This is a genomic window from Paenibacillus sp. NPDC058177 (assembly GCF_042883835.1).
GTDB classification, from domain to species: domain Bacteria; phylum Bacillota; class Bacilli; order Paenibacillales; family Paenibacillaceae; genus Paenibacillus_AQ; species Paenibacillus_AQ agri.
The window spans coordinates 177,676-194,768 of the sequence record NZ_JBHVVB010000008.1 but is presented as its reverse complement, the minus strand read 5'-3'; the positions used below and the strand labels follow the sequence as shown (position 1 = coordinate 194,768).

The following is a 17,093-nucleotide window of genomic DNA, read 5'->3' as shown; positions in this document are numbered from 1 at the left end:
CATAGCTCGCTGATCAAGGAGGAGTGCTTGATGAATGAAATTGCCGATCATCTGGATGATGGACTGCAGATCCTGTTTATCGGGTTCAACCCGAGTCTGCGATCGGGAGAGGTGGGTCATCACTATGCCAATCCCCGCAACAATTTCTGGCGGATTTTGCATCAGTCGGGACTGACACCAAGATTATATGATGCCTCCCAGGACGGGGAGCTATTGAAGCTTGGATACGGTTTTACGAATATTGTTGCCCGGCCTACGCGTGGAGTCGAGGACATTGCCCGCGAGGAATACGTTGCAGGCCGGAAGCTGCTGCGGGCCAAACTGGAGAAGTACAGGCCGAAGGTTGCCTGCTTTGTCGGCAAAGGTGTGTACACGGAGTTTACCCGTAGAAGTAAAGTGGATTGGGGCTTCCAGGATACTGTGGAGCCGGTTGTCGATGGGGTGCGGGAATTCGTGGCCCCGTCTTCCAGTGGTCTGGTGCGGATGCCGATGCATGAGATCGTTGGCATCTACCGGGAGTTGTCCCAGTTCACGGAAGAGAACGAAGACTGAATGTTAAAGGTCAGCCAATCAATGTTAAAAAAGCAGCCCATCTCCGAAATTGGAGATGGGCTGCTTTGTCTTGGATCTAATGTTCTTCCCTGGGTACCAGGGAAGGCAACTGCGGCCTTAAGTCTGGATCAGCAGCAGAATGATGGATGACAGCGACAGGCAGATGCTGATCAGGCACAGCACAGCAACAACCTGCTTCTGGTTCAGCCCTGCCCGGAGCAGGCGGTAGTGAACCTGGGTGGCATCCGCTTCATAAATGGCCTTGCCCTGGATGAGACGGCGAATGACAACAAAAATGTTGTCGAAGATGGGTACGCCCAGCGCCAGGATCGGGATAAAGATCGAGAGCACAGTCGCCTGCTTGAAGGCACCGTCCAGCGCAATCACGGCCAGTATGAAACCGAGGAAGGTGGCCCCGGCATCGCCCATAAAGATTTTGGCTGGCGGCTTGTTATAGCGCAGATAAGCCAGTGTAACGCCCACCAGTGCGATGGCCATGATGGCAGAAGATGATTGACCTTTAGCCAGGGCCACTACGAATAGGGTGATGGCCGAGATGGTTGTCAGCGCACCGGCCAGTCCATCCATACCGTCCGAGAAGTTAATTACGGTCGTCACGCCGAAGATCCAAAGGATCGTCAGCAGGAACTGCAGGATCACCGGCAGAACGATATAATCGCCGGAGAATGGATTGTAGAAGCCGGTAAAGGCATTACCGGACAGGTAGACCAGAATGGCTGCGGTGACCTGAACCAACAGCTTAGGCAGTGCAGGGAAATCCTTGCCTTTGGTCTTGTACCAGTCGTCTATTGTTCCTATGGTCAGAAGCAGAACGCCTCCTGCGAACAAGGCGACGGTCTCCATGTTGAATTCACGGGCAAATGCTAAGTAAGTAATGAAGAATCCAAGGAAAATAGCGTAGCTGGCAGTAAGTGGAATAGGCTCTCTATGTATTTTGCGTTCAACATCTTTTCTTGGCTTGTCCACAAAATCAAGCCTGAAAGCCAGCCTGCCCAGCGGAGGAATCAAAAAATAGACGATGAGAAACGACACCAGAAACGAAAAAACGTATAAAATAACGCTCACCACCGTTGATTATTTTGAAAACACCCATCTTTTCGAAGTATACCGTAAAAAGGGACAGGTTGTCGATTATATGCTTCATTTGACATTTTTTGTTACGTTAGAATTTTGTCCAGGACCCCCGTCATTGACTTGCCCAGAACCCTATAGTACCTTTGGGAAAAGACGTTTTCGGGAGGACTTTATGAACTACGAGGTTATTTTATTCGATGCGGATGATACGTTATATGACTACGGGATGGCAGAAAGCCATGCGCTGAGTCATACCTTTGCTCATTTCGGTCTGCCGACCGGAGCACAGGATTATGCGGCTAGCTACCAGGAGATCAATCATGCGCTGTGGAAGGATCTGGAGCGGGGAGAAATCAGCGCTGCGGCGCTGCGGGTAGAGCGTTTCAATCGGCTGTTCACTGCTCATAGCCTGGCCCTTGACCCGGAGGCGTTCAGTGAAGCGTACCTGCGCTATCTGGGAGAAGGGACTTTTCTGATCCAGGGAGCGGTGGAACTGTGCGAGGCACTTGGAGACTGCCGTCTGGCGATTATCACGAACGGTTATAAAGAGGTGCAGACGTCCAGAATTCAGGGTTCGCCGCTCAACAATGTTTTTGAGCAGATCATTATCTCCGAAGAGGCCGGATGTCAGAAGCCGGAGACTGGTATTTTCGATTACGCTTTTACCAAGCTTGGCATTACAGATAAGGCATCGGTACTGATTGTTGGGGATTCTCTGACCTCCGACATCCAGGGCGGCATTAATTACGGTATTGATACCTGTTGGTTCAACCCGCTGAATAAGCCTAATACTCTAGGCATCAAGCCCAAATTCGAAATCAGCGATCTATCGGAGCTGCTGGCGATTGTCGGGCATGGCGAGACGCCTGCGATCCTCTAGCGGACGGTTCATGACTGAGGCTTAGGCCCGGAAGACAAGGAGGGAAGCGAATTGCATACGAAAGAAAGTTTGATGAAGCAGCTGCAGATGCTCGGAATTGACCCGCGGGGAACCGTTCTGGTGCATTCATCCTTGAAAAGCATCGGGCAGGTTGAGGGCGGTGCCGACACCGTCCTGGATGCCTTGAGTGAATATATGTCGGATGGGCTGCTAGTATTGCCCACCCATACATGGGCATATATTAACGCTGAGAATCCGCATTTCTCTGTTGCAGATTCGCCGTCCTGCGTCGGTGTATTGCCGGAATTGTTCCGCAAGCGTCCCGGCGTAATTCGTTCCTGGCATCCGACCCACTCCGTTGCGGCGCTGGGTACGGACTCGGCTGAGTTCACCGCCGGGGATGAGCGGTGGGATACGCCTTGCGCCCGCGGCTCTGTCTGGGGCAGGCTGCTGGACCGTGAGGCGGATATTATGCTGCTGGGCGTAGACCTGCGGCGCAACACATTCATTCACGGTATCGAGGAATGGCTGGATATTCCGGGCCGGATGACTGATGATCATGAGGATCTAATCACTGTGACGCCCGGCGGTGAGAGAATCGCCGTACCTTCCCGCAGGCACTGTGGCCTATCCTGGTCGGAGCATTTCTGGAAGGTGGAGGGGGTGCTCGAAGACGGAGGGGCCCTGCGTAGAGGAAGTTTTGGTGATGCCGCGGTGATGGTGTGTGGAGCCGTGGAGACTACGGAACTGCTGAGCCGAATGCTGCGTGAGGAGCCGGACCTCTTCTCGGACAACGAGCCGCTGAACGGGGAGGACAAGCCCTTGCCCCTGCCTAAGACCAAACGTACACAACCAGTGTACCGTTAGATCCCGTGAAAAAATATTGCTCGCCCGTTTCGGTCAGGGAAACCAACTGGCTAGTCCCTACCATTGTATGGTATATTAATCTCACATAAACCAAAGTAAGGAGATTGGAAATGGAAAAAACATTGGTCTTTGGACACAAAAATCCGGACACGGATACAATCTGTTCGGCAATTGCCTATGCTGCACTGAAGAAAGAACTGGGCTGGGATGCTGAGCCGGTTCGTCTTGGAGAGGTTAATGGCGAAACTCAGTTTGCGCTGGATCATTTCGGAGTGCAGGCTCCTCGTCTGGTGGAGAATGTTGCTACCGAAGCTAAACAGGTTATTCTGGTTGACCACAACGAACGTCAGCAAAGCGCGAACGATATCGATCAAGTGCGCGTTGTCGAAGTTATCGACCACCACCGGATCGCCAACTTTGAGACTGCACATCCGCTCTACTACCGTGCAGAGCCAGTGGGTTGTACAGCGACCATCCTCAACAAGCTGTACAAAGAAAACGGTGTTGCCATTCCAAAGGAAATTGCTGGTCTGATGCTGTCTGCCATTATTTCCGATTCTCTGTTGTTCAAATCTCCTACTTGCACGGCTGAAGATGTAGCTGCAGCCCGTGAGCTGGCTGAAATCGCCGGTGTGGATGCAGAAAGCTACGGCCTCGACATGTTGAAGGCTGGCGCAGACCTTAGTGACAAGAGCATTGCCCAACTGATCTCTCTGGATGCCAAGGAATTTAAGATGGGTGAATACAAAGTCGAAATCGCACAAGTGAATGCGGTTGACACCAATGATGTCCTTTCCCGTCAAGCTGAGCTGGAAACTGCACTGACCGCTATTATTGACGAAAAGGGGCTCGATCTGTTCCTGTTCGTGGTTACGGATATCCTGAACAACGATTCCATTGGGCTGGCTCTAGGCCGCGTAGCTGGTGCTGTAGAACAGGCTTACAATGTGAAGCTGGATGACAATAAAGCTGTTCTGAAGGGCGTTGTTTCCCGCAAATCGCAAATCGTACCTGTGCTGACAGAGGCGATTGCCAAGCTGTAGGAAGCTTTAGCCATACAAGAACAATGTGCATGGATATAGAGCTCTGCCGTACCCTTTTGGGTAGCGGCAGAGCTTTTATTTTGCCAAAATAGTGATTGAAGCCTATACTTAGAGCATAAATAGAGATCACATCAGAAAGAGGGGCCATCATGACAAAGACGAGAAATACAGGATCTCTGCAGTACAAGTCGTTCGGATTGGCGCTACAGGCCATGGTTATTCTCGCCCGCAAAGCTACGACCTGCTCCAGTTGTGAAATGGCGGAGCTATTAGATTCGGAAGCTACCGCGTTAAGACGCATTCTAGCCAGTCTGGTCCGCGATCAATTGCTTGTGACAAGAGAAGGCCGGGACGGCGGATATATATTGAACAAGGCTCCGGAAGATATTACGCTGGCAGAGATTTACCGGGCATTAGAAGTAGGCGAATCACGCAATAAGGCTGTGAGTGAAACCATATGCGACTCTAAATTCGGCAACCGAATGAAGGAGGCATGCGATGATATTCTGGATGAAATGGACCAGAGTGTAGTGTCTGTGCTGGAGCAACATACACTTGCAGATTTGACAGCCAGAACCGTTTGTTGACAAAGTTGTTTTTTCTGAATTATACTGTGCATATAAAATTACAGTTAAATCTGATGACATAGATTCAAGCGCAGCAGGGGAAGACACAGGGATAAATTTTTTTTGCAACTAACTGTGCATTTAAACACACAGAAATAGGATAGGAAGAGGAGGCGTTATTATGACAACAGAATTAAAGGTAGAGCAGGAATTTAAGAAGGTGATTTCCGAGCGGCGCTCCGTGCGTAAATACGACCCATCCTGGAAAATTTCCAAGGAGGAAATCGAGGAGCTTCTCAATGAGGCCATTTTGGCCCCTTCATCCTCCAATCTTCAGCCATGGCGCTTCATCGTGATTAACGACCAGTCGTTGCAAGAAAAATTGCTGCCGATCGCCTATAATCAACAGCAGACTGTGGACGCATCGGCTATAATCGCTGTTTTGGGCGATACCGAGGCTTATCGCAATGTGCATACAATCTATGATAAGGCGCAGGCTGAGGGATTCATCACGCCAGAGATCAAGGAAACGATGGTCAACAACACCTGGAATAATTATTCCAGCTTCAGTCCGGAACGGCGCAGAAATATCGCCCTAATCGACGGCGGTCTGATCTCCATGCAGCTTATGCTGGCAGCAAAAGCTAAAGGCTATGACACTGTTCCTATGGGTGGCTATGATCCTGTTGCTTTCCGTGAACTGTTCCAGATTCCGGAGCGTTATGTTCCCGTAATGCTGATCGCGCTAGGTAAAGCCGCTGCTGAAGGACGGCCAACCACAAGATTGCCGCTCGAACAAGTGACATTTTGGAATGAATTCCAAGGGGAGAAATAATTCTGCTTGTGTAATCATAAATAATAGCCGACCGGTGAAAGCCGGCCGGCTTTTTTGAGTTTTTTAATTTGACTACGGCTCGGTGAAAGGCAGTCATGTTTTTTCATTCGGAAAATCCTATGATCCTGACAATACAGGGTTTGGTCCCATCACCACTATTGGGTATGATCGCCGTGTTGTATCACATTGACATTTTTCTCCGCTTATACTAGCTTTGTTAGGGTAGCTTGGAACAACTAGATCAAGAGACAGGAGACTTGAAGACATGGAATGGTTTGCAGCAATGGAACGGGATGACTACGAGGAGTTGTTATTCTGTCAAGATAGGGCATCAGGCCTGAAAGCGATAATTGCGATTCATGATACTACCCTGGGGCCAGCACTAGGGGGTACACGGATGTGGACGTATGCTTCTGAAGAGGAAGCCGTCATAGACGCCCTTCGCCTTGCCAAAGGGATGACCTACAAGAATGCCGTATCTGGATTGAATCTGGGCGGAGGTAAGACTGTAATTATCGGCGATCCGAAAAAAGATAAAAGTGAAGCCATGTTCCGCGCTTTCGGGCGATACATACAAGGATTGAACGGCCGTTACATCACGGCTGAGGATGTAGGTACAACGGAAGAAGACATGAACATCATCTATCAGGAGACGGATTATGTCACCGGTACCTCTCCAACCTTCGGTTCCTCGGGCAACCCTTCGCCTGCCACAGCATTTGGCGTTTATCAGGGAATGAAGGCAGCAGCCAAGGCGGCTTTCGGTAAGGATTCACTGGATGGCAAGACGATTGCCGTTCAAGGTGTTGGCAATGTCGCTTTCAATCTGTGCAAGCATCTGCATGAGGAAGGCGCTCAGTTGATCGTGACGGATATCAACAAGGAGGCAGTCAGACGTGCTGTTGAAGCTTACGGTGCGAAGGCGGTTGATCCTGATGAGATTATCGGTGTAGCGTGTGATATTTATGCACCGTGCGCACTGGGGGCAACTCTGAATGACGAGACCCTGCCACTGATCAAGGCCAGCGTTATTGCTGGTGCGGCGAATAATCAGTTGAAGGAAGCGCGGCATGGTGAGGCTCTGCATGAGATGGGCATTGTGTATGCACCGGATTATGTGATCAATGCTGGCGGTGTAATTAACATTGCTGATGAATTGAACGGGTATAACCGGGAACGTGCCTATCAGCAGGTTGCGAAGATCTATGATAACATCACCAAAGTGCTGGAGATTTCGCGCAACCACGGAATTCCGACTTACGCCGCAGCCGACCGGCTTGCAGAGGAGCGGATAGCGTCTCTCAAAAATACCCGCAGCACATTCCTGCAGAACGGGCATCACACCCTCAGCAGAAGAAATCTGTCGGTAAGGTAATCATGGTCTTGTAGATAATCGAATGACCGTTTTAAAGCAGAGGGGTATCTCAAAAGCCATGACATGGCTGCTGGGATACCCTTTATGTTTGGAGCGGGGATCGACGTGAGAGCTTAGAATGGATGCTGTGCGAAGGAGCGTCGTTATTCCAATTGCTAACGAATCCAGATTTTATTTATTTTCTCTGTGTCCACCACAAAATCACGGATTGCTTCGTGTTGCCGCCAAGTAACGGACCCCAGAGGCCTTATTGTCTATCTATTCAATCTTTCAGGAAGATAACGGACTCCAGAGACCCTATGGGCAGAAATCCTGTCCAAGATCCGCTACTTGGGAGGAAATAACGTCACCTGAGTCCGCTAGCTGCTTAAAAAGAAGCTTTATGCGGAAATAACGACGATAAGGTCCGTTAGCTCCTATATGGGAGCTCCCCAACCGCGAGCACTCCAATGTTAGGTCACAACCGCGAGCACTCCAATGGTAGGCCTCATCCGCGAGCACTCAATGTTAGGTCACAACCGCGAGCACTCAATGCTAGGTCACATCCGCGAGCATTCCAATGTTAGGTCTCATCCGCGAGCACTCAATGTTAGCTCCATACGATATCTTGAACCGATTGGGTCGGTTGTGTTGATGAAGTTGTTTTGTGGAGAAACTTTCAATCCAAAAATCAGGCTTTAACAGTGGTTGGAAGACCTCCCGATCCGTGGCGGCACAATCCAGTCATATCCCTAACTGTCCTCTGAATTCCACATCTTTAGAAAGCATAACCATAATATTTCTCGGCATTCCTAAGGCTCGTCCAAATATCTGGACTTTCTCCGCCAATGTACCAATAGGCGACACCAGCTAATTTTTTATTAGCAACAACGTTGTATTTTGCAATTAAAGACCGCCCGTCTTCCAACCAAATTGTGTGTTTAATAGCATTTTTCGTGTAGCTAGCAACATATTGACCCAAGGTATCATTCCACACCGGTCGCATGGAATAGGTGCTGATCCGCTGGTTCTGTTCAGGAAACGTTATATATTGTGATGAGGACACTGTTCCATTTGGCAGGAGCGTCCAGTCCCGATTATAGAATGGCATAGCTAAGATGACCTTTTTACTGGAGACGACCTTCAGAAGAGTATCTATTGCATTTGAAATATAGAGAAGCGAAGCATTAGAGCCAGGATAGAGACTGCTTTCGTAATGCTCATCGTACCCCATGATGACAACATAATCGGCTTGTTTGCCAAGCGCAGCATAATCGAATGCCGCAGTCCAATCAGTTCCAAGATCTGGTGATACATCTATAGACAGTGTAGCCCCCACGGCATGCAGCTTCACCGCCAATAATGTAATGAAATCAGTGAAAGACCGCCGATCAGCACCATCTACATTTTCAAAATCAATATTAAGCCCATCAAGGCCATATTTACTCACCATAGCTACTAATTGCGTAATGGCTGTATTTCTGGAAGTAGTGCTGGATAACAGTTGATGCGTAGCTTCTTGATCGGATCGATTGCCGGCCATTGCCCAAATCTTTTTATGGTTACCCTTTGCCCATGAAATCAGTGAGGTTTCCGTTAAATCTGATACGACGCCATCCTTCCCTACAAAATACCAACGCGGTGACAAGGTGTTCACATCGGATTTCAAGATATCACGCTCATATTCTGCGGTGGATCCATACTGCCAACCGATAACGATTTCTTCATTTGGTGCATGCTCAAGTGCAGCAGCCCAGTTTTTATTTTGCAACACCCGATACATCAGTACAGCGGCTTCCTGCCGGGTTATGGCTTCCGTAGGCCGGAAATATCCGGTTTCATCGCCTTTCATTAATCCTAGCTTACTAACGGCAGCAACAGAACCGCCAGCCCAAGCAGCGATATGATTACTATCCTTGTAGGTTGTCAGATTAGTAAAATTTCCACTCGCTTGTTTCAAGGCTCTTGCCATCCAGACAGCAGCCTCTTGTCTTGTCACGGCTTGTTTAGGAGCAAAAGTAGTCGGTGAGGTTCCAGTTGCCAAGTTCAACTGCACAGCGGTTTGAATAGAGCCGTAATACCATGCGTTTTTCGCTACATCTCTAAAGGATGTTACTGGACTGGCTACGGGATCAAGCTTTAGCAAACGTTCCAGTATCGTTATAAATTCGGCTCTAGTAATAGACTCTGTTGGTGAAAAACTCGTTAATGAGGTTCCTGTAATAATCTTTTTATTATATAAATCGATAATTTCGTCTTTAGCATAGCTGGTGCTTATATCTTCAAAAGGCGGCAGTTTATCCGCCAACATAGGCTGACTCCAGGAGCTTATTGCGTAAATGATAACGATGGCTGCAAATATGAATCTACTGAATATGCTCTTCACGAGATTCCTCCTATTGATATCAATTATAAAATTGTATCAAAGATTGAATCGTTATTCATTGATGAGATATTGGTAGATTACATGCCTCATAACTTAAGAAACCCGGCAGCGCTCACGGTAATCTCACCGCTAACGTTCTGCCGGGTTTTTGTTGATTTAATGGTGCTACTGTACTTTTTGTGGTTCCGGATACGTGACGCCAAGGGTATCGACAGTTACCTTCTTCATGACCGGTGGATGTTCTGGCCGATCAGAGCTGTCGCGGGGCAAATTCACGATGGCGTCTACTACTTCAAGACCTTCTGTGACCTTGCCGAATGCAGCGTAGCTTCCATCAAGATGTGGAGCATCAGCTGTCATGATGAAGAACTGGGAGCCTGCGGAATTGGGATCTTGCGATCTGGCCATCGACAGGACACCTTCCGTATGTAGCAGGTTGTTGTTGAACCCATTGCCGGAGAATTCGCCAGCGATGCTGTAACCCGGTCCACCCATGCCGGTGCCGTCAGGGTCGCCACCTTGAATCATAAAGCCTGGAATGACCCGGTGGAAGATGGTTCCGTCATAAAAGCCCTTTTGGATCAGGGAGATAAAATTGTTGACGGTGTTAGGAGCAACCTCAGGGTACAGCTCGGCCTTGATGATTCCGCCATCAGCCATTTCGATGGTTACTACAGGATGGCTTGCAGTGTCAGAGGGAAGCCCGCTGCCCTCGGCATTGTTCTGCGGTGTGCTGGTTTCCTGTGGTGCTGCCGTTTCCTGTGCGGTATTGCTGGATTGATTCCCCGTCTGATTGCCTGCAGCGCTACTGCTATTATTGGCTGCTGGCTTCGCACCACAACCGGACACTACAATCAGCAGCAAGGATAGCATTACCAGAAGGATGGCAGGATTCTTTCTTGTCAACTTCACCTTTTTATTCGCTCCTTTAGCTTGAAAAATCATTGTCTTAGCCTATAATAACCTCTTTGTCCCGCTGCATGCAAAAAAATGCTTGTCCCGTACTGGGGATTGGCACCTGTTGCAAAGAGGTTTACAATAGTAGGATGCTTCCAAGGAAAACGCTGAAAGGACGTGTACTTGATGAACTTTTCGTGGAAGCGGAACCTGATCGTGCTTTGGGTAGGAGTTTTCTTTTGCAGTACGGCATATTCGATCTCGATTCCGTTCCTCTCTATTTTTCTCTCCGATGAGCTTGGGGTAACGAACCATTTGGAGATCTGGTCCGGTATCAGTTTCGGCATTACATTTCTGGCCAGTGCTCTGATCGCACCGTACTGGGGTTCTTTGGCTGACAAATACGGTCGCAAGCCGATGCTGATTCGTTCAGGATTCAGCCTGGCCGCGCTGTATCTGATTAATTATTTTGTGCATGATCCATACGTTTTTCTGCTTGTGCGTATTCTCCAGGGGCTGCTGGCGGGATTCATTCCTGCGGCGATTGCCATGGTAGCGACCAATACGCCTGAAGAGCGGACTGGTTATGCCCTTAGCATTATGTCTACGGCAGGGGCAACCGGAAGTATCATTGGGCCGCTGATCGGTGGTGTGGTGAGCTATTATTCCGGGAACCGGAGCGCGTTCCTGTTCTCTGCAGTGATGGTTTTGGTCTCAGCACTGACCGCCACCTTTTTTGCCCATGAGCAGAGCATTGACCGCTCTGCCCCGAGATCCCATGTGCGGGATGATATCAGGGAAGCGGCGAGCAACCGGGTATTCATCACCCTTCTTATTTTGGGAGGAATCAGTACGTTCTCCGTGATGATTCTGGAACCGCTCATCCCGATCTATCTGCTCAGTATGGGTGTAGCTAAGAGTCATGCCTCTCTCAGCTCCGGAATTGTCTTCTCCGCAGTCGGCATTGCTACCGTGTTGATGGCGCCGCAGTGGGGGCGCATTGGTAGCCGCAAGGGCTTCGGAGTCATTTTGTTCATCGGCTTGATCGGCGGGGGGATCGGCAACATCCTGCAGTTTTTCGTCTCGGGTTATGTGGAATTTGCCCTGTTGCGCTTTGCCTATGGCTTGTTCTACGCCGGAGTCCTGCCATCCATTAACGCCATGATTGTACAGGTGACCGAGTCGTCCTTCCGTGGCCGGGCGTTCGGACTGAACCAATCTGCTTCCCAGCTTGCGACAATGGCAGGCCCGATTGTTGGCGGCCTGTTGGGTGGACTTATTCCAATCCGCTGGGTATTTGTTATTAACGGGCTGATGCTGCTGGGCGCAGCGCTGCTGGTGAAATCGCGCAGACTGGAGGCTAGGCTATCGGAGGTTCGTCATCCAGGCACTTCCGCTTCATCGCAATAATTGGCTGAAGCACCCTGGATTAGGTTGCTTACCCTATAAACGCCGCCAAGACGGTTAGTCTGGCGGCGTTTAACTTTCATGGAGATTCTGATGGTTAGTCTTCTTCTCCCTGTGAACCATTCAATACATCGATGCCCGGCATGGCATCGATTGGGGGAGAGACAGGGTCGACGGGTGTTCCCGCTTCCAGATCATCTGCATCCGGGATGTCCTCCAGCGGTTCCTCTTCGTCGTAGTCGATCTCTGCTGAAGTTTCGTTCTCATCTGCAAAATCAATAGTTGTGCCGGTCAGGCCCGCTGCGTCGGCCGCCAACACAGCGTCGGATTCAAGTAGATCATCCCGTTTTGGTGCGGGAGAGGCTAGAATCGGACGCTCCCGTCTTTCTTGTTGGTGAAGGCCCCGTTCCGGAACGTTCAGACCAATATCTGCGGCCAAATATTCATCCCCGACCAATACTGGATCTGATCCTTCATCGATAACCCCGTCAAAATCTACAGGGATGGCTCCGACAGGCCTGTGGATGGCAAGCGCTGATTCCAGCGGGACCCGGTCTTTAGGGGTAGGGTCTTCGCTGCTGCCCCGCGTGGTTATTGTTCCAACGGGACGAATAACATCTGTAGGAATCTCCTCTTCAGGCGAGGTATCGCGGCTTGAACGATATCGTTCGTAAGCGAAATCGGCTTCTGTCTTATTGAATTCATTGCCCATGCATCTCAGCTCCCTAAATATGGTGTAAAATACCAATGTATATTCTTTACCCTTCTATGCGGGTGCGAATCGTCTGACAGGTGGACAGGCCCCATCCATAATATATTCATTCCGGCCCGGCATTAACCAGATTAGGGGTGAAATCGTCTAATTTCGAGGTTATTTGCAGATAGAGGGAGGGATAGCTCGAAGGCTGTCGAAATTAAGAAGCGTACATACTATACATACAACTATCGACTTACTGAGGTGCCGAGATGAAGTTGCCACTACAAAAAACAGCGGCGGTAGTTCTTGTGCTATTACTACTGACGGCCATCGTTCCTATAGGGGTAGCCTTGGAATGGGGCGGACCATCAGGCAGAGCATTGCCCGGTTGGGAACTGAAATGGGAGAATACAACTGCACCCGATGCCATGAAAGCGGCGGCATCCAGGGGTGATGAATGGATAGAAGTAATCGAACAAACACCAATGCCAGCGGCCCCGGAGGGAGCCCATGCAGCATGGTTGCGGGTGACAGTCCCGCGGCTGACAGAGAATTCAGCACTGCTAATTGATAAAGTATTCGGAGAGGATATTAAGGCCTTCCTGAATAATAAGCTTGTGTATGATTTGCAAGGAAAGAACAGTTTCAGCGGGAATAAAATTCTGATTCCTCTAAGTGAAGAAACTTCCGGAGGGCAGCTATATTTGTGGAGTAGCGGAGGCGGCAGCAAAGGACCCGGCATTGAGGGCCGCATTCTGGTGGGGAATTATGGGAAACTGCTGGATTACTATATCAAACAGGACTTTATGGATATTGTCATTGGTACGGCGCTTATTTTTATGGCGTCCATCTTGATCGTGTGTTCCCTGTTTCTCAAGAAGGAGCCGTTCTCCAGTGCTTTATTGCTGATGCTGATTATTTTATCATGCGGAATTTTGGTCGTGGTGTACTCACCGCTCCTGCCACTTGTATTAAGAAGTCAGGGCCGGCTGACAGAGCTGCTGTTTGATCTGGCATTGTTTACGTTGCTTCCGACTTTTACTCTTTACTTTGAGCGGATATTCGACAGCAGTAAGAACAGGTTTATTGTTCCCTTTCGGAAATTCCAGATAGGCTATTCCTTATTCAGTCTGTCGCTCTGGATATTGAATGCGGCCGCATCTTATCGCTTGGACGATATATATCGGTTCATGACGGTCAGTGTTGTCGGGATCTTGATGATGATCCAGTTTGTCTTTTTACTAACCCTGGCGGCTATCTATGCCTATCGCGGCAATTCGGATGCCATTATTTTCACTGCAGGCTTTGCCGTCTTTGCGCTACTGTCGTTGACAGAGTTATCTCTATTCTTTGCCACCAATGAGAGGTATCACTTCTACTGGTGGAAATGGGGTCTGGTAGTATTCATCATCTCACTGATTGTGATCCTGGGCAGAGGGTTCGCCAGAAACCATGAGCAAGTGGTGGAATATTCACGTGAGCTCGAGATGTTCAATAACGATCTTCAGCGTTCTGAGAAAATGGAGATTATCAGCGAATTGGCTGCATCGGTGGCACATGAAGTTCGCAACCCGCTACAGGTGACTAGAGGTTTTCTACAGATTCTAGGGGAACGTTCCGGTAAGAAGGAAAAGGAATATCTGCAAATGGCGGTGGCAGAGCTGGACCGTGCCTCGCTAATTATTACGGACTTCCTCACCTTCGCAAAGCCAGGTATGGAGACGGTAGTCCAGCTTGATGTTTCCGCAGAGCTCAGACATGTGTCGGGTATTCTGCTTCCGCTGGCCCACATGCAGGGAGGGGAAATTGAGCTGAAGTTGCAGCCTTGTCTCTATGTGCTCGGCAGTTCCTCCAAATTCAAGCAGGCTTTTATCAACATCATCAAGAACAGCATCGAAGCTTTGCGCGAAGAGGGGATGATCGTCATCACCTCATGGAGATCAGGGGATCAGATTCTGATTAGTGTGAAGGACAATGGAGAAGGTATGAAGGTCAGTGAGCTGTCTCGCCTGGGCGAGCCGTACTATTCAAACAAGACCAAAGGGACGGGACTTGGGCTTATGGTAACGTTCCGTATCGTTGAGGCGATGCAGGGCACTTTGGAGTTCCAGAGCAAGAAGGGCGAGGGCACAGAGGTGATTATCAAATTTCCGGCGGTCGACCCGGAATAGATTTTATTCCGTATTTAAAGGATTGGGCGGCCGCTTGCGCGAAATAGAAGGTAAGAACATAAATGAGTCTCTCAATATTCCCCGCGAGGTGCTTGAATGCGAGTCTTTGTGAAAAGTCTTCATATAACAGCGGCACTTTGCCTTCTTCTGATGATCAGTAGCTCACTGCTGGCATCTGCGGCGAATTCCGGAACAACGTATGAGCTGACCAAGTGGCAGATGGAATGGGAAAGTCGTCCGCAAGCTCCGGTCCCGGGGACAGAAATGCCTTCGGGAATCACGGACGGGCAAGCCTGGACAACCGTGGATGGTAGTCAGGGCCGTATGGATCTGCCCCCAGGTATTTCTGCTGCCTGGAGCCGTATGATTATCCCAGAATTACATTTCACCTCTCCTTCGCTGTACATTAAGACTCTGTATGCGTTGCATGTCAAAGTGTTCGTGGATAACCGGCTAATTTTTGAAGGGGACCGCTCGTTTATCAAGGATAACTATTCTCTGCTTCTACCGCTAGGTAGCGGGGACAGCGGGAAAATGTTATATATATGGACGGAAACACTGCAGGACCGAATCGGTATCAAGGATAAAGTGGTCATTGGCGAGCACAGCGAATTGATCAACTCTTATGTCAAGAGCGGGCTGATGGATGTTATTTTGGGCAGCGCCTTTATTTTTGTAGCTTTAGTTTTGTTTGTATGTGTGTTTTATCTGAACCAGGCATATTTCTCCAGTATCGTGGCCCTGGCCATCGTTATCTTCTCCACAGGTGTGCTATCCATTACCTATTCTCCGTTTATCTATACCTTTTACAGCTATCTTGGCAATGTAAGTATCGTCATGCTGGATATAGCGCTCCTATCATTGCTCCCTTCCTTGACCTTCCTGTTCGAGAGAATCTTCGGAAGCGGCAAGTATGCGGTAATTCGGCGGTTTCGCAAGTTCCAGGTCGCCTACTCTCTATTCTGCCTAGCCTGGCTAGTGATTAACGGATTATCCGGGAATCGCTTTGTGGAGTTCTATTATTTTATTTCCACGGATATTGTGGGACTTATCCTCATCGTTCAGTTCATCCTGCTTATTGCCTGTGTCATCATTTATTCGGTCAAGGGCAATAAGGAAGCTATTATTTTTGCCATCGGCTTCGGTACAGCTGCGCTTACCGGGGTAGTGGAGCTGATTTGGTACTATGTCCGCAAGGGAGACTATGACTTAGTTTATTGGAAATGGGCGTTAGTCGTATTCATCATGTCTCTCATTGTTATTTTAGGTCGCCGCTTGATGCTGAACCACCAGATGGTAATCAAGTATTCGCGGGAGCTTGAATTGTTCAACAATGAACTGCAGCGGTCAGAGAAACTAGAGATCATCAGTGAACTGGCGGCTTCTGTGGCACATGAGGTGCGCAACCCACTTCAGGTAACAAGAGGATTTCTGCAGCTTCTTGGCGGGAAATCACATGGGGCAGAGAAGAAATATTTGAACATGGCCATCAGTGAGCTGGACCGGGCCTCTAATATCATTACGGACTTCCTGACCTTTGCCAAGCCGGAATTCGAACAGATCAGTGTACTGAATATGAACGAGGAATTTCATCATATCGAGAGTATTATGCTGCCGCTATGCCATTTGAGTAATGGGAAGATGGATCTGAATGTAAAAGGTGAGCTGTGGGTCAAGGGGAATTCCTCTAAATTCAAGCAGGCTTTTATCAATATTATCAAGAACAGCATCGAGGCCATGGGGGAGGACGGTCATATTGAGATCATGGCATACGGTGAAGGCAACAAGGTACACATTCGTATAAGAGATAACGGAGAAGGGATGGAGCCTGAGGTGCTGAACCGGCTGGGGGAGCCGTATTTCTCCAATAAGACGAAGGGGACCGGGCTTGGGCTGATGGTGACCTTCCGTATTATTGAGGCCATGCAGGGGGAAATTGTGTTCTCCAGCAAAAAAGGAGCAGGAACCGAATCCATTACGACACTGCCGCTGGCAGAACGTCCGGATGCTTCCCGCTCCTTATGAAGTTGATCTTGGTGTATTACCAGGAACCCAGTGGTTTAACGTCGGTTTTCAAGGCGCCGGAAGCCGGACTTGGAGGAATGACAAGATAGAATTCATTGGAGTCTTCCTCGACTGCCTTTAATGTAACGCTGTCGGGAATGATGATGCCCAGAGCTTCTTGGATGGCTGACTTCGGATCGCTGAGCAGTCTTTGTTTGAAACTCGGATCTTCCCATGCCTTTTGAATCACTTGATTTCTAAGAATCGCTTCTGACAAAATAATCACCCTCCCAAAATGGTTATATTTTCCTCATTAGTATAGCATAAGGCCTATTCTGA

At 49.1% G+C, this 17,093-nt stretch carries 15 protein-coding genes; 10 read left to right on the top strand and 5 right to left on the bottom strand.

Annotated features, from left to right (window positions below; all coding sequences use genetic code 11):
- Positions 1–30: 30 nt before the first annotated feature.
- The gene (locus ACFVU8_RS25635) at positions 31–552 is read left to right on the top strand and encodes a mismatch-specific DNA-glycosylase (protein WP_387431093.1); all 522 of its coding nucleotides are present in this window, start codon (positions 31–33) and stop codon (positions 550–552) included.
- A 117-nt stretch (positions 553–669) separates the two neighbouring features.
- On the opposite strand, the gene ACFVU8_RS25630 is transcribed toward ACFVU8_RS25635, so the two are convergent.
- Positions 670–1,638, bottom strand: coding sequence for an MraY family glycosyltransferase (locus ACFVU8_RS25630; RefSeq protein ID WP_376767059.1), 969 nt, complete (start codon positions 1,636–1,638; stop codon positions 670–672).
- A gap of 181 nt (positions 1,639–1,819) precedes the next feature.
- On the opposite strand from ACFVU8_RS25630, the gene ACFVU8_RS25625 reads away from it, so the two are divergent.
- The 6 genes from ACFVU8_RS25625 (at position 1,820) to ACFVU8_RS25600 (ending at position 7,213) form a co-directional block, all read left to right on the top strand.
- Positions 1,820–2,527, top strand: coding sequence for a YjjG family noncanonical pyrimidine nucleotidase (locus ACFVU8_RS25625; protein ID WP_379467303.1), 708 nt, complete (start codon positions 1,820–1,822; stop codon positions 2,525–2,527).
- A gap of 51 nt (positions 2,528–2,578) precedes the next feature.
- On the top strand, positions 2,579–3,394 hold the full coding sequence (locus ACFVU8_RS25620) for an AAC(3) family N-acetyltransferase (RefSeq protein WP_387431091.1): 816 nt from the start codon (positions 2,579–2,581) through the stop codon (positions 3,392–3,394).
- A gap of 110 nt (positions 3,395–3,504) precedes the next feature.
- The gene (locus tag ACFVU8_RS25615) at positions 3,505–4,437 is read left to right on the top strand and encodes a manganese-dependent inorganic pyrophosphatase (protein WP_175373866.1); all 933 of its coding nucleotides are present in this window, start codon (positions 3,505–3,507) and stop codon (positions 4,435–4,437) included.
- 149 nt (positions 4,438–4,586) lie between these two features.
- Positions 4,587–5,024, top strand: a complete 438-nt coding sequence (locus ACFVU8_RS25610) for an RrF2 family transcriptional regulator (protein WP_379467301.1) — start codon at positions 4,587–4,589, stop codon at positions 5,022–5,024.
- 160 nt (positions 5,025–5,184) lie between these two features.
- A complete protein-coding gene (locus ACFVU8_RS25605) occupies positions 5,185–5,838 on the top strand; it encodes a nitroreductase family protein (RefSeq protein ID WP_379467300.1) in 654 nt (217 codons plus the stop codon).
- Between the two features lie 265 nt (positions 5,839–6,103).
- Entirely contained in the window at positions 6,104–7,213 is a 1,110-nt protein-coding gene (locus tag ACFVU8_RS25600) for a Glu/Leu/Phe/Val family dehydrogenase (protein ID WP_387431089.1), read from the top strand.
- Positions 7,214–7,970: 757 nt separating this feature from the next.
- Here the strand turns inward: ACFVU8_RS25600 and ACFVU8_RS25595 are convergent.
- On the bottom strand, positions 7,971–9,578 hold the full coding sequence (locus ACFVU8_RS25595) for an S-layer homology domain-containing protein (RefSeq protein WP_387431087.1): 1,608 nt from the start codon (positions 9,576–9,578) through the stop codon (positions 7,971–7,973).
- Between the two features lie 165 nt (positions 9,579–9,743).
- Positions 9,744–10,451, bottom strand: a complete 708-nt coding sequence (locus ACFVU8_RS25590) for a peptidylprolyl isomerase (protein WP_387431196.1) — start codon at positions 10,449–10,451, stop codon at positions 9,744–9,746.
- Between the two features lie 210 nt (positions 10,452–10,661).
- On the opposite strand from ACFVU8_RS25590, the gene ACFVU8_RS25585 reads away from it, so the two are divergent.
- Entirely contained in the window at positions 10,662–11,885 is a 1,224-nt protein-coding gene (locus tag ACFVU8_RS25585; RefSeq protein WP_379467297.1) for an MFS transporter, read from the top strand.
- Positions 11,886–11,979: 94 nt separating this feature from the next.
- Here ACFVU8_RS25585 and ACFVU8_RS25580 read toward each other — a convergent pair whose 3' ends face one another.
- Positions 11,980–12,594, bottom strand: coding sequence for a hypothetical protein (locus ACFVU8_RS25580; RefSeq protein ID WP_387431085.1), 615 nt, complete (start codon positions 12,592–12,594; stop codon positions 11,980–11,982).
- A 260-nt stretch (positions 12,595–12,854) separates the two neighbouring features.
- Between ACFVU8_RS25580 and ACFVU8_RS25575 the strand changes: the two genes are divergently transcribed.
- Positions 12,855–14,750: an ATP-binding protein gene (locus ACFVU8_RS25575; protein ID WP_387431084.1), complete on the top strand. Its 1,896-nt coding sequence runs from the start codon at positions 12,855–12,857 to the stop codon at positions 14,748–14,750.
- Positions 14,751–14,846: 96 nt separating this feature from the next.
- Entirely contained in the window at positions 14,847–16,775 is a 1,929-nt protein-coding gene (locus ACFVU8_RS25570; protein ID WP_387431082.1) for an ATP-binding protein, read from the top strand.
- A 16-nt stretch (positions 16,776–16,791) separates the two neighbouring features.
- On the opposite strand, the gene ACFVU8_RS25565 is transcribed toward ACFVU8_RS25570, so the two are convergent.
- Positions 16,792–17,034: an NHLP leader peptide family RiPP precursor gene (locus tag ACFVU8_RS25565; RefSeq protein WP_175374044.1), complete on the bottom strand. Its 243-nt coding sequence runs from the start codon at positions 17,032–17,034 to the stop codon at positions 16,792–16,794.
- Positions 17,035–17,093: the final 59 nt, after the last annotated feature.

What these genes read in the sequence shown, in the direction of transcription:
- ACFVU8_RS25635 (WP_387431093.1), top strand. Translation starts at nt 31, where the DNA reads ATGAATGAAATTGCCGATCATCTGGATGATGGACTGCAGATCCTGTTT.
- ACFVU8_RS25625 (WP_379467303.1), top strand. Translation starts at nt 1,820, where the DNA reads ATGAACTACGAGGTTATTTTATTCGATGCGGATGATACGTTATATGAC.
- ACFVU8_RS25615 (WP_175373866.1), top strand. Translation starts at nt 3,505, where the DNA reads ATGGAAAAAACATTGGTCTTTGGACACAAAAATCCGGACACGGATACA.
- ACFVU8_RS25610 (WP_379467301.1), top strand. Translation starts at nt 4,587, where the DNA reads ATGACAAAGACGAGAAATACAGGATCTCTGCAGTACAAGTCGTTCGGA.
- ACFVU8_RS25605 (WP_379467300.1), top strand. Translation starts at nt 5,185, where the DNA reads ATGACAACAGAATTAAAGGTAGAGCAGGAATTTAAGAAGGTGATTTCC.
- ACFVU8_RS25600 (WP_387431089.1), top strand. Translation starts at nt 6,104, where the DNA reads ATGGAATGGTTTGCAGCAATGGAACGGGATGACTACGAGGAGTTGTTA.
- ACFVU8_RS25590 (WP_387431196.1), bottom strand. Translation starts at nt 10,451, where the DNA reads ATGCTATCCTTGCTGCTGATTGTAGTGTCCGGTTGTGGTGCGAAGCCA.
- ACFVU8_RS25585 (WP_379467297.1), top strand. Translation starts at nt 10,662, where the DNA reads ATGAACTTTTCGTGGAAGCGGAACCTGATCGTGCTTTGGGTAGGAGTT.
- ACFVU8_RS25580 (WP_387431085.1), bottom strand. Translation starts at nt 12,594, where the DNA reads ATGGGCAATGAATTCAATAAGACAGAAGCCGATTTCGCTTACGAACGA.
- ACFVU8_RS25570 (WP_387431082.1), top strand. Translation starts at nt 14,847, where the DNA reads ATGCGAGTCTTTGTGAAAAGTCTTCATATAACAGCGGCACTTTGCCTT.